Source organism: Paeniroseomonas aquatica (assembly GCF_030409335.1).
Classification (GTDB): Bacteria; Pseudomonadota; Alphaproteobacteria; order Acetobacterales; family Acetobacteraceae; genus Belnapia; species Belnapia aquatica.
Genome location: NZ_JAUFPN010000025.1, coordinates 1 through 12,605, shown reverse-complemented (window position 1 = coordinate 12,605; position 12,605 = coordinate 1). Strand labels below are relative to the sequence as shown.

Below are 12,605 nucleotides of genomic sequence, written 5' to 3'. Positions count from 1 at the left end.
CCTCTGCCACGCCGCATGAATGGCCAAACTCGAGCTTAGCCGAGGTGGCGCTGCAGGAAGTCCCCGGCGGCGGCGAGTGCCTTGCGTCCGCCTTCAACCTTTGGATGGAAGAGATGCCAGACGTGGATCATCTCAGGCCAGATCTCCAGCGTAACCGCGACATCCTCGGCCCCGGCGCGGCGGGTAAACATCACAGCGTCATCAAGCAGGGTTTCTGACGCCCCAACCTGAACCAGCAACGGCGGCAAACCGTGGAGCGTGGCATGCAGCGGTGAGGCAAGTGGCGTGCGTGGCCCGGCGCCGCTGAGATAGAGAGCGGCGATCTCCAACAGGTAGGGCTTCTGCACCATGGGGTCGACGCCCGCCTTGCTGACCATGCTCTCACCTGTGCTCTCGAGGTCGACCCAGGGTGAGACCAGCCAGCCGCAGGCGGGCATGGGAAGGCCCTGCTCGCGGATGGCTACCAGCGTCGCGGCGGCGAGCCCACCACCCGCGCTGTCGCCGCCAAAGGCGATGCGTGGCGGAGTGAAGCCCTGGTCCAACAGGTAGCGGTAGCCGGAGACGGCATCCTCCACCGCGGCGGGAAATGGATGCTCCGGCGCCAGTCGGTAGTCGAGCGCGAGGCAACGCAAGCCCGCTGCGCGTCCTGCCTCCGCCACCATAGACCGATGGCTACGCAACGAGCCGGCCACATAGCCGCCACCATGCAAGAAAAGTAGCACGCGGGACGCCTCGGCGCCGGGTGTGCTGTTCCATTCGGCGGGGACGCCGTTTGCGCTGACCGGTTCGATCTGCACATCGGCGGCCAGCGCGTACTGCGTGCCGAGTGCATCCAGCCTACGGCGGCGTTCGGCCAGTTCCGTTGGGCGTGGGCGAGCAGCGAGTAAGGCGCGGATGGCCTCGATCCCTGGGTCCGGCATAGCTCAGGACTTCGCCATGGAGCATTTTCCATCCTCGATCGAACGGAAAGACCGCTCGGCGGAGGTCACGGCCAGCACCTTGTAAACATCGCCAGGCGCGCGGCTCTCCGCGGGTGATTTTACAGTGAAAAGATAGGTTGGATGCAGTTTTCGCCCATCGCGGCGGATAGTGCCGGTGCCGAACGCGTCGTCATCGGTCGGCATGTCCTTCATGGTAGCGACGACGGCCCGGCCGGATGACCTGGCGCGCGGGACGCCTATAGCCTTGGCCGCCTTCAGGTAATGCAGCAGGCCTGAATAGTCGCCAGCCTGATTGTGACAGGGGAAGGTATTCGGCGGCAACTCGGGCCGCAACCGGGCCATGAAGGCCCGCGTACGGTCGTTGAGATCCCAGTAGAAGGTTTCGGTCTGCGTCAGACCCTGCGCCGCAGCAAGACCGAGCGACATGACGCTGTTGATGTAGCCGGTCAGCCCGACGAAGCGCAGCTTACCCCGCATTAAGCCGAATTCCGCCGCTTGCTTCACCGCATTGACGAAATCCGTGCCGGCGCCGAGGAAGGCGACGACCTTGGCTCCACTCGCCTGTGCCTGGAGCAAGAAAGCAGAAAAATCAGTTGTCTCTGGGAAGGGGTAGGTGACGGCGCCAACGACGCGGCCGCCGCTGGTCTCAACCGAATGCGTGGTATCGGCCTGCAGCATGTGGCCGAAAGCGTAGTTTGGCGTAATGAAAAACCAGCTATCGTATCCTTGCTTCACCAGGGGCTCGCCGGTCGCATGCGAGAGGCAGTAGGTATCGTAGCTCCAGTGGATGGAGTTTGGGCTGCAATATTCCGAGGTGAGCGCCGACGTGGCGGCGGAGCTGTTGATATGCACCTTGTCCTTCTGCTCGACCACTGGCTTGAGAGCGATCGCCAGGGCGGAATTGCTAACGCCAAGTACCAGGTCCACGTTGTCCCGGTCGAACCATTGCCGGGCTATCGCCAAGCCAACATCGGATTTATTTTGGTGGTCGGCGACCAGCAGATCCACCCCTACATCCGCGTTGTTGGCCTGGAATTCACGAATGGCCTGGCGCGCACAGGCAACGCTAGTGGGCCCGGAAATGTCACGGTAGGCGCCGGACATATCATGCAGCAGCCCGACGCGCAGCGTCTGCTCGGGGCTGCGCGGCTGCGCCGAGAGTGGCCCAGCATATACCGCGGCACTGGCCAATCCGGCGCCTACCGCCGCGCGACGGGATAGGGTCATAGGTGTTCCTCCTTATCGGGATGGGCTCTTCATCGGCCGCCTCCGCACCAGCATCGCGCCGCTCCGGCACATCAGGCAAGCGGGCCCTGCTGGAACGCCCCGCCTGACGCGAGTCATCCAGTTCCGTTCCGGGTACGTGTGTGCCGCTAGCCGCGCAGAAGGCGGCTAGCGGCCGGGCGCCGGCTTCGTAAGATGGTGCGGAGATGCCGGTCAGAGCATCCCGAATGTTCAGGAATCGGAACCGGACAAATGAACAGGCTTGGTGACAAGGTCGCGTTGATTTCGGACGCTTGAGTACAATTTGCCCCGCCAATCCGCCTTGCCGACCACGTTGCTCATGCACCACTCCAGCACCGGATTATCGCCGTAGCGGAACGTATGCGTTGAGAATGAGGTACGCCCCTCAGCCAGCCTTCGCGCCGGAGCGTTCGACCACGGCGCGCCAGCGCGCAATGTCGCGTTCGACGAACTGGCGTAGTGGGACACCCGCCAGCATAAGCGGTGAGCTGCCGGTGCTGGTCAGCGTCTCCCGAACCTTGGTGTCTGACAGAGCGGCCTGCATCCCAGCAGTGAGGCGCAACACCACCTGCGCCGGCGTGGCGGCCGGTACCATGATGCTCGACCAGCTTGTGGTTTCGGCGCCGGCGAGCCCAAGCTCGCCCAGGGTGGGCACATCGGGAAGCCCAGGCATACGCGTGCTGCCTGTCGTCACCAGAGACCGCAACCGCACTTCGGCAATGTGGCCCCGCGTTGCTACCAGGTAGTCAAACATAATATCCACCCGGCCGGCGACCAGATCGTTCAGTGCTGGGGCACTGCCCTGATAAGGCACATGCGTCAGTTCCACGCCTGCTTCGAGCTGGAAAAGCTCGGCCGCCATGTGCGTGCCCGTACCGATGCCTGAGGAGGAGTAGGTTATCTCTCCCGGCTTGGCCTTGGCCCGGGCGATCAACTCCGCCAGCGATCTTATTCGCCGCTCCGGGCTGGTCACCAGCAGCAGCGGCGTTTCCGTCAGACCATGTACAGGCACGAAGTCGCGCAAAGCGTCGTAGTTGATATTTTGATAAAGTACCGGGTTGGTCGCCAGAGTGCCCTGCGTACCGTAGAGGATCGTGTAGCCATCCGCCGTACTGCGGGCCGCCATTTCAGTTCCGATGCTGCCGCCCGCACCGGGGCGGTTGTCGATGATCACCTGCTGACCAAGGAAGGCACCGAGTGGCCGGGCGACCAAGCGGGACGAGGTATCAGTGATGCCGCCTGGTGGAAAAGGTACCACCCAGGATATCGGCCGGCTCGGAAAGTCTTGTGCTTGGGCATGGCGCACGGCAGACGCCTGCAGCAGTGCCGCTACACTCAACACGGATCTGCGCGTCGTAATCCCCATTTTGCTTCCTCCCCATGGGTCTGGCCATTCAGTTTAGGTTGTCAGATGGCGGTCGCGCTGGCGATGCCGACGCTTGAGCGCCAGCGGCAGAACAGAAGCCCTCATCCGTCGCTGGCGGGTATATCGGCTATTTCATCCAGAAATCGGCTGACGAGCGGTGCAGTGCGGGGCAGCGTGGCGGCACAGCCTTGGGATTGGGCACGCCTTCATCAGGCTCGGCTGGCCCCTGGCAGGCATGGTCACCAGCGAGGATGATCAGTGGACACGCCCAGCGCACGACCCGATACTTCAGCCCTTCAACGGCCTTGCCGGATAGCCCCCTGACCCTTCCTCCCGACAAGGCCATCGCCTGGTACGACGGGCGCGCCGAGAGGCTTGCCAACCAGTATGAGACATTTGCCGCAGGCGACGTGCATGCCTGGCTCACTGACCTGCTGCCGGTGGCGCCGGGCCTCATCCTGGATGTTGGCGCTGGAAGCGGACGGGATGCCGCTTGGCTCGCGGCGCAGGGCCACGAGGTGCTGGCGGTCGAGCCATCGGGCAGCATGCGCCAGCAGGGCCAGCGGCTGCATGGTGACACGCGGATCCGCTGGCTGGAGGACCGCCTGCCGGCGTTGACGGCGACGCTCCGCCTCGGTCTGGCCGCGGACGCCATTCTGCTCAGCGGGGTATGGCAGCATATTGCCCCGGCCGACCGGCCCCGCGCTTTCCGCAAGCTCGTCGCCTTGCTGAAGTCGGGAGGGCTGCTGGCGATCACCCTGCGGCATGGCCCCGCCGAGCCGGAGCGGGACATACATCCGGTGTCGCTGGCCGAGATCGAGACGCTCGCCCGGGCCCATGGGGTTGCCGTGGTGCGGACCGCCGAGGCCGCCGACGCCATGGGCCGCGCGGACGTCACCTGGACGCATGTGGCGCTGCGGCTGCCCGACGACGGAACTGGAGCTCTGCCGCTACTGCGGCACGCCATCCTCAACGACCAGAAGAGTGCCACCTACAAGCTGGGCCTGCTGCGGGCACTATGCCGGGCGGCCGACGGTGCGGCTGGATTGGCGCAGGATACCGGCTCCGACGAAGTGACGGTGCCGCTGGGGCTGGTCGCGCTGAACTGGCTGCGCCTCTACCTCCCCCTGGTCAGCGCCGACCTGCCGCAGTCCCCGGCAAACCAGCGGCAGGCGGAGGGCCTCGGCTTTGCCAAGGCAGGGTTCCGGGCGCTGCTGGTGGGCGTCGTCTCGCCCCTCGATCTTCGTATCGGGGCGCAGTTCCGGGCGGACGCCGCGGATGCCATCCATGCGGCCCTGCGTGAGGCCACGGACACCATCACCCGCATGCCCGCGACCTACCTGACCTATCCCAACGGCGGGCCGATCTTGCCAGTGACCCGTGGGCGCGCGGTACCGCGCCCAGCCGTCCTGGTCCTGGATGCGGCCTACCTGGCCGCCTTCGGCGAAATGCGTGTGCCGCGCGACCTGTGGCGGGCGATGCAGCGCTTCGCCGCCTGGGTGGAGCCGGCCCTCATGGCTGAATGGGCGCGCTTGATGCGCGGCTACGCCGAGCGGCAGGGACGGGTCCTGGACGAAGGCCGGATCGGCGCCGCCATGACCTGGGCGGATCCGGTGCGGGATGTCTCGCTGCCGCGGGGCATCGCCCTACAGGCGCTGGAACAGGGCAGTCCGGTGTACTGCGTGTGGACCGGCAGGCGTCTCGATGCGACGGTGCTTGATATCGACCACTGCCTGCCTTGGGCCGCTTGGCCCTGCGGGGACCTGTGGAACCTTCTGCCGGCCCACCGCCGGGTCAACCAGCACCAGAAGCGCGACCGGTTGCCGTCCGCCATGATCCTGGCCCGCGCCCAGGACGGCATGCTGGCCTGGTGGCGGCAGGCCTATCTTTCCGTGGAAGGTGTCGCGCTACCGCGGCGCTTTGCCGATGAGGCCAAGGCCAGCCTGCCGGCGATCGGCGGGGCGGTGGGCATCCCTGATCTCGATGAGATCCATGCCGCTATTGGCTTGCAGCGCCTGCGCCTGCATCAGGACCAGCAGGTCCCGGAGTGGAACGGATAACATGAGTGACCCAAGCGTCGGTGGACCCGATGTGCCTGAACAGGGCTCCAAGATGGCGCTATGGCAGGAATTCTGTGACGCGCATCACATCGCACGGGACAGCGTGCCGCTCTTCGCCACATCCCCTGATGGTGCCGTTGAGATAACCCGCATCGGCAGGTCGGCGACCCCCCTGTTGCGACGCTCCGAGCCGATGGACGCCAGGATCGGCGGTGTTGTGGCGGACATCCTGCGCGCACAACCCAAGGACCTCGAGGGGCTGCTTTACCTGATGCTGCGTCTCGACGGGAATGGCGATGTCGTGCCGCTCTACATCGGGCGCGCCGGTCGGCACAGCAAGAACGGTACGGTGGTTTCCGCGAACCTGAAATCGATCAGCCAGACCGCGACGGGTGGATGGACCAACAGCGGCAAGTTCGCGCGTTGGGGCTACGGCTATGCCTATCACATGGGTGACCTCAGCTGCGCGGTCCTGGCCGGGCACGAACCCAGGCGGCCGACGCCCAAGTACATGCGGTGGGCGAGACAGCTGTTCGTCGAAACCCCGGCGTCGGCGCCACGCACTCGCTTCGAGGTGCGCTTTTGGTGCATTCCCTGGGGACCTGCCTCGCCAAGTATCTGGCAGGATTTCGGCGCCTGCCCCCTCGCCTTCATCGAATATCTGCTGATTGGCGTCGCCAACCTGCTCTTCCCGGATGATCTCCTGAACGAAGAGGGCGTGAACCGGCGTAGCTCCGAGATCGCTCAGTCGAGTCTTTGAACGGTCGACGTCGAGCCGCTGCGTGCCGTTGCTCTGCCGTTTACGCCATTCCTACCCTCGAGAATCCTTCACAGGGCCAGAAAATCACCGCCGATTCAGATGATTTATTGATCCGGCCGTGGCGATCTTGAATCAGGCGGCGTAGCGGAAGGTCTTGTGCCCGAAGAAGCTGCGGACGCGGTCGGGCAGCTTCGATAGCCTGCGCATGTGGCTGATGGCGGCGCGCTTGAGCTGCGCCTTGCTGCGCGCCGGCGCCTTGCCGGTGACCGCCTGCTTCAGGTCGCCGTTGAGCCCCTCGTCCGGGTTCAGCTCCGGGCTGTACCCTGGGAGGTAGAACGCCTCGATCTCGGCCTCCCGCCCAACGAGCCAGTCACGAACCTTGGCCGAGCGATGGACCGGCAGGCGGTCGAGGATCAGGAAGACCTTACGGTCGGCATCCCGGACCAGCCGGGCAAGAAAGCGGAGCAGGTCCGGTGCCTTGATGGCGCCGTCCAGCACCATCCAGCGCAGCTCGCCCTTGTTGGTCACCGCCGAGATCAGGCCGAGGTTGGCCCGTCGGTGGTTGACCCGGACCTCCGGCGTGTGGCCAGGCGGCGCGTAGCCGCGGCCGCGCACGTCATCGGAGCGCAGACCAATCTCGTCACCCCAGAAGATCGCGCCGCCTTCAGCCTTGGCCCGGACGGCGATCGCCGGATACTCCCGCCGCAGCCAGCGCCGCACCGCCACCGGGTCCTGCTCATAAGCCCGCCGCAGCGGCTTCTGCGCGGTGAAGCCCCAGCGCGCCAGGTAGGTGCCCATGGTCCGCACCGCCAGCCGCACCCCGAAGCNGTCCGGCGTCTCCGCCTCCTGCTCGGCCGTGAGGAGCCGGCCATACCCCGGGTCGGGCCCGCGCTGCCCGGTCTTCAGCCCAGCCTTACCCCGCTCGGAATACCGCTTGCAGATGTCGAACACCCCGGTCTGGGTCAGCCCAACCTGCGCCGCGATCTCCCCATAGGTCAGGCCGGCCTGGCGAAGCCCGATCACCTGTCGCCGACGTTCCTCTTGCGCCGCCGCCGGCAGCTTGCGCATGTCCACATGCTTCATGCACCCAACCTGGACAGATCCTACTCGCCTTCAAGACCGCCACGGCCGGATCAATAAGTCCTTTTAGGGTTGGCTCCTACACTTGCCGGATTGGCCAATTGCTTAGACCCTGCCCTGCCAAACGATCTGGATTGCGTGGCATGGACGCACCTGTGACGAACAACTCGGTTGCCATTCCCCCGCCACCCAAGGGCGGCCCCATCGGCCAGTCCTTGCGTCGCCATGAAGACCAGCGCCTGCTTGCCGGAGAAGGCTTGTTCGCCGACGACATTCCCTCCCCACCTCTCTGCCTGCATGCTATCTTCATCCGTAGCCCTTACGCCCACGCCCGGATCGTGGCGATCGATGCGGCCGCTGCCCTGGCCCTGCCTGGCGCCGCCGCCGTCCTCACCGGGAAAGACCTCGCCAGCCATGTGACGACCCAGCGCATGGCGCCCGCTATCGATGGGCTGCAGCCGATGGATATGCCCGTCCTGCCGCTGGACGCCGCCCGCTTCGTCGGTGATCCGGTCGCCGTCGTCCTGGCCGAGACGCTGATGGCCGCCGCCGATGCGGCGGAGCTGGTGGAGATCACTTGGGAGGTGCTGCCCGCCATCAGTTCGGTTGGGGATGCATCGGCAACGGATGCCGCGTTGGTGGATCCGGCACTCCCTACCAACCGGGTTTCCCTCCAGTCCTTCGTCACCCCTGGCCTCGATGCCGCCTTCGCCCGGGCCGACCGTGTTGTTGAGGCGCGCTTCGGCCAGCAGCGGCAGACCCACGTGCCGATGGAGCCGCGCTCCGGCCTGGCCATTTGGGACAACGGGCGCCAGCACCTGACCATGCGGTTCGGTACCCAGGCGCCGCACCCCTACCGCACCGCCATCGCCGCCCGGCTCGGCTTGAGGGAATGGCAGGTCACCGTGGACAGCCCCGAGATGGGCGGCGGCTTCGGGCAGAAGATCATTCCCCTCCGCGAGGACCTCTGCCTGGCCGCCGCCGCCAGGCTGCTGCGCCGCCCGGTGCGCTGGCGGGAGACCCGGGGGGAGAACCTGACCGCCGGCCTCCAGGCGCGGGAGGAGGTCGTCACCACCCGGGCAGCGGTTGCCGCCGATGGCCGCATCCTCGGGCTCACCTGCGCCATCGATGCCGACTTCGGCTCCTGGTCCTTCTTCCCGGCAAACTACATGGCACGGGTCATCGCGATGATCCTGCCTGGCCCCTACCGCTTCAAGGAATACGGCTACGAGGTTTCGGTCTGGCTGACCAACAAGTGCCCCTCCGGCCCGATGCGGGCGCCGATGGCCATTACCTCATGGGTGATGGATGGTACGATCGACGCCATTGCCCGCGCGCTTGGTCTCGATGCGCTGGAGGTGCGGCGGCGCAACTCGCTCACCCCCGGGGACATCCCCTGGGTCACCGCCACAGGCGAGCGCTACAACAGCCTGACGCCGCTGGCGACGCTCGAGGCCGCCGTCGGACGGCTGGGCTATGCCGCGCTACGGGCCGAGCAGGCGGGCCGGGAGGCCTCGGAGACCCTGCTCGGCATCGGGCTCTGTACGGTGGTGGAGAGCAACACCTACAGCTCGGCCTTCTACCGGGACGCGGGCATCCCAGGGTCGGGCCACGAGATGGCCAGCATCCGGGTCGAGCCCTCCGGCGCCGTCATCGCCTCCTGCGGCCTGATGAGTTCCGGCCAGGGCTACCAGACCACCCTGGCGCAGACTGCGGCCGCTGGCCTAGGCGCCGCCGTCGAAGAGGTCCAGCTGCAGATCGGCAACAGCGACACCGCGCCCTACGGCATGGGCAGCCGCGGCGCCCGTGGGGCCAGTGCCGGCGGCGGTGCGCTCTACGGGGCCGGTCTGAAGCTCAAGGCGAAGGTGCTGGCCATCGCCGCCGCCCTGCTCGACCTGAACAGCGCCGATGCGCTCGACCTGCGCGGTGGCCTGGTGCTGCGCAAGGTCGCCGGGGACTGGCGGGAGACAGGGCTTACGCTGGCCCAGGTCGCCCGGACCGCCCATCTCGACCCGCTGCGGCTGCTGCCCGGCATGGAGCCCGGCCTGCACCAGATCCTCGCCTACGACCCGGCCGGGACGACCTATACCAACAGCACCCATGCCTGCGCCGTCGAGATCGAGCGCGCCACCGGCGCCATCCGCATCCTGCGCTACGTCGCCGCCGAAGACTGCGGCACCCGCATCAATCCGATGGTGGTCGAGGGGCAGACGCATGGTGCGACTGCCATGGGACTGTCCGGTGCCATGCTGGAGCATGCGGCCTATGGCGCCGACGGCCAGGCGCTCGCGGGCAGCTTCATGGATTATGCCATCGCCCGTGCCGACGACCTACCCAGCTTCGAACTGCTGCACCAGGACGTGCCGAGCCCGAGCAATCCGGCCGGCATCAAAGGCATGTCCGAGGGCGGCACCATGGGCGGCATCGGCGCGCTGATGAATGCGGTCAACGACGCCTTGGCCCAGGTGGGCACCAGACTCGATGCCCAGCCTGCCACCCCGGTCCGGATCTGGACCGCCCTGCAGCAGGCGAATGCTGATGCGGGACGGCAGGACCCCGCCAGCATTGAGGCGCCTCCCGCTGCCTGATAACGCTTGTGTAACTATGAGGGTGCGGTAATGCGACGCTGGTTGTTGGTAGGCTTGGCCATCATCGCCCTGAGCGGATCGTCAGGCAGCGGGCCTGCTCTCGCCCAGGCTCAGCCCTCGGTCCTCCGGGTGGTGCCGAGCGCTGATCTGACGGAGTTGGACCCGACGCGCGGTGCCAACTTGGTCTCCCGCATCTACTCGCAGATGGTGTTCGACACGCTGTTCGCGCTCGACAGCCAGTTGCGTCCCCAGCTGCTGATGCTGGAAAGCAGCCAGGCCAGCGCCGATGGGCTGCAATGGACGTTGTCCCTCCGCCAGGGCCTGCGCTTCCACAACGGCCTGCCGGTCACCTCCCGGGATGTCGTCGCCTCGCTGCAGCGCTGGATGGGCAGCACCTCCATCGGTGGCCAGCTCAAGGCGCGGCTGGCATCCCTGGAGGCAGTCGATGCCCGCCAGATGGTCCTCACGCTGAAGGAGCCGTTCGGGCTGGTCGAGTACATCCTGGCCGGTCCCGGCGCGCCGATTGCCGCCATCATGCCGGAAGCGGATGCCACCCGACCGATCGGCAGCCCGCTGCCCAACCCCGTCGGCTCCGGCCCATTCCGCTTCCTGCCCCGGGAGCGGGTCATCGGCCACCGCGCCGTCTTCGAGCGCAACCCCGACTACCAGCCGCGGTCGGAGCCCGCCGATGGCCTGGCCGGGGCGCGGACCGTCAAGGTGGACCGGGTCGAATGGATCGTGATGCCGGATGCGGTGACGGCCGCCAATGCCCTGGTGACCGGGGAAGCCGACATCTGGGAGCAGGTGACGCCCGACTTGGCGCCCTTCCTCGCCCAGCGCCGCATCACCGTGCGCCGCCTCTCCTCTTTGCCCTCGGTCACCTTCGTGCGGCCGAATTTCCAGCTGCCGCCGTTTAACGACATCCGGGCCCGCCAGGCGCTCGTCTTGCTGTTCGACCAGCGCGAGATGCTGGATGCGGTTGCGGGCGACAAGGTGCCGTCGCAGCCCTGCTGGTCATTCACCGTCTGTGGCGGCCCGATGTCGACCGAGGTGGGGTCGGAGCCCTATCGCCAGCCGGATCTCGCCCGGGCGCGCGCCTTGATGCGGGAGGCCGGGTATCGCGGCGAGAAGCTGGTTCTGGTGGCGACCCCGCAGTTGCCGGTCATCGGCCAGATGGCCCAGGTCGTCGAGCAGCGGCTGCGGCAGATCGGGGTCGACGTCGATGTGGAGATGATGGATTTCTCCGCGATGTTCCCGCGCATCCAGGTGCAGAACAAGCCGATCGGCCAGGGCGGCTATCACCTGTTCACCTACTATGGCGCAGGGGCCTACTGGTTCCATCCGCTAACCAACCTCTCGGTGGATGTCTCCTGTCCGGCGTCCTCCTGGGCCGGGTTCCCGTGCGACCCAGAGGGAGAAAAGCTCCGGCAGGCATTCTTCGCGGCGCCTGACGATGCGGCCCGCACCAGTGCCTATGCGGCGTTCCATCGCCGCATGTGGGAGTTCCTGCCCTACATCCCGACCGGGCAGTTCGACGTGGCCAGTGCGCATCGTCGCAACATCCAGGGCCTGCTGGAGGCGCCATTCATCGCTTACTGGAACATCGAGAAGCGCTGACCGGCGGCGAATGGGGTGGTGCTGGTGGAGGCTTCGATTGCCTCACAACATCATCCTTTGCTGCTCGGCATTCACCGACAAGGTCGACGCGGAACGCAGAAAGCCTCATGACCTCGGGCTGAGGTCATGAGGCTTTACACGTCTTCCTTGGGGGAAATCTCGGTCTGGAAGGCTCGGAACTTGGGGATCCGCACGCAGCGCGCGAGGTTGTCGCCATGGGTCTGCTCAGCCCGACTCAAAATTCTGCCGGGCAATTTGTCACGAGGAGCCGAGCCTGATCCCACGATCCCTGCGCACCCATCAGGCCGAGCTTCTGGCCGTGGTCCGTGCCATCGCCGCCGGCGAGGCGGCGGGGGTGCGCGACATCCTCGCCGCGGTCACCCCGGGCGGCGGCAAGTCGCTGCTGCCGGTCCTCGCGGCACAGGCGCTGATTGCCGCCGGCCTCTGCGAGCGGATCTGCTGGGTGGTGCCACGTGACAGCCTGCGGCTACAGGCCGAGGAGGTCTTCGCCGACCCGGCCTGGCGGCAGGCCCTGGGGCACGACCTGTCGGTCCGGGCCGCCGACAATACGCCAGGCGACCCCTGCCGGGGCTTGGCCGGCTATGTGACTACTTATCAGGGGATCGCCGCAGCCCCGGACCTGCACCTGGCTGCCATCCGCCGGCATCGCTACCTGCTGGTGGTCGACGAGGTCCACCACCTGCCGGGGCTCAACGAGGCCGATGCCGCCGGCGGCCGGGATGTCGCCAGGATGTCGCCGCGGCCTGGTCGGCGCCGATCGAGCCGCTGCTGGCGCTGTCGGCAGTGCGGCTGCTACTCTCCGGCACGCTGGAGCGGGCGGATGGGCGGCGAATCCTCTGGCTGCCCTATAGGCGTAGCGTCGGTGGTCGGCAGGAGGTCGACCTGGCAGCACCGGGCTGGGCGGTGGTCGGCTACAGCCGGGCCCGG

The 12,605-nt window shown here is 67.0% G+C and carries 9 protein-coding genes; 5 read left to right on the top strand and 4 right to left on the bottom strand.

Going from position 1 to position 12,605, the window contains the following annotated elements; genetic code table 11:
• Positions 1-35: 35 nt before the first annotated feature.
• The 3 genes from QWZ14_RS02880 to QWZ14_RS02870 all read right to left on the bottom strand — a co-directional run bounded on the left by QWZ14_RS02880 (position 36) and on the right by QWZ14_RS02870 (position 3,552).
• Positions 36-920 carry an alpha/beta hydrolase gene (locus QWZ14_RS02880; RefSeq protein ID WP_290315062.1) on the bottom strand — a complete coding sequence of 295 codons (885 nt, stop codon included), beginning with the start codon at positions 918-920 and terminating at the stop codon, positions 36-38.
• Positions 921-923: 3 nt separating this feature from the next.
• Complete coding sequence (locus tag QWZ14_RS02875) at positions 924-2,168, bottom strand: ABC transporter substrate-binding protein (protein WP_290315061.1); 1,245 nt, start codon at positions 2,166-2,168, stop codon at positions 924-926.
• 403 nt (positions 2,169-2,571) lie between these two features.
• A complete protein-coding gene (locus tag QWZ14_RS02870; RefSeq protein ID WP_290315060.1) occupies positions 2,572-3,552 on the bottom strand; it encodes a Bug family tripartite tricarboxylate transporter substrate binding protein in 981 nt (326 codons plus the stop codon).
• A 251-nt stretch (positions 3,553-3,803) separates the two neighbouring features.
• Here QWZ14_RS02870 and QWZ14_RS02865 point away from each other — a divergent pair, with 251 nt between their 5' ends.
• Together QWZ14_RS02865 and QWZ14_RS02860 are read left to right on the top strand one after the other, a co-directional pair.
• Entirely contained in the window at positions 3,804-5,612 is a 1,809-nt protein-coding gene (locus tag QWZ14_RS02865) for a class I SAM-dependent methyltransferase (RefSeq protein ID WP_290315059.1), read from the top strand.
• A 1-nt stretch (position 5,613) separates the two neighbouring features.
• Positions 5,614-6,372, top strand: a complete 759-nt coding sequence (locus QWZ14_RS02860) for a hypothetical protein (RefSeq protein WP_290315058.1) — start codon at positions 5,614-5,616, stop codon at positions 6,370-6,372.
• Positions 6,373-6,504: 132 nt separating this feature from the next.
• Here the strand turns inward: QWZ14_RS02860 and QWZ14_RS02855 are convergent, their stop codons facing one another.
• Entirely contained in the window at positions 6,505-7,455 is a 951-nt protein-coding gene (locus QWZ14_RS02855; RefSeq protein ID WP_290315057.1) for an IS630 family transposase, read from the bottom strand.
• Between the two features lie 254 nt (positions 7,456-7,709).
• Here QWZ14_RS02855 and QWZ14_RS02850 point away from each other — a divergent pair, with 254 nt between their 5' ends.
• From QWZ14_RS02850 to QWZ14_RS02840, 3 genes are all read left to right on the top strand, one after another.
• Positions 7,710-10,040: a xanthine dehydrogenase family protein molybdopterin-binding subunit gene (locus tag QWZ14_RS02850; RefSeq protein ID WP_290315056.1), complete on the top strand. Its 2,331-nt coding sequence runs from the start codon at positions 7,710-7,712 to the stop codon at positions 10,038-10,040.
• Between the two features lie 156 nt (positions 10,041-10,196).
• On the top strand, positions 10,197-11,657 hold the full coding sequence (locus tag QWZ14_RS02845; RefSeq protein ID WP_290315055.1) for an ABC transporter substrate-binding protein: 1,461 nt from the start codon (positions 10,197-10,199) through the stop codon (positions 11,655-11,657).
• Positions 11,658-11,976: 319 nt separating this feature from the next.
• Positions 11,977-12,605: DEAD/DEAH box helicase family protein (locus tag QWZ14_RS02840; RefSeq protein ID WP_290315054.1), on the top strand; the 629-nt coding region annotated here is incomplete at its 3' end.

Coding starts and splice junctions, on each gene's coding strand:
- QWZ14_RS02865 (WP_290315059.1), top strand. CDS start 3,804: ATGATCAGTGGACACGCCCAGCGCACGACCCGATACTTCAGCCCTTCA.
- QWZ14_RS02860 (WP_290315058.1), top strand. CDS start 5,614: ATGAGTGACCCAAGCGTCGGTGGACCCGATGTGCCTGAACAGGGCTCC.
- QWZ14_RS02880 (WP_290315062.1), bottom strand. CDS start 920: ATGCCGGACCCAGGGATCGAGGCCATCCGCGCCTTACTCGCTGCTCGC.
- QWZ14_RS02870 (WP_290315060.1), bottom strand. CDS start 3,552: ATGGGGATTACGACGCGCAGATCCGTGTTGAGTGTAGCGGCACTGCTG.
- QWZ14_RS02875 (WP_290315061.1), bottom strand. CDS start 2,168: ATGACCCTATCCCGTCGCGCGGCGGTAGGCGCCGGATTGGCCAGTGCC.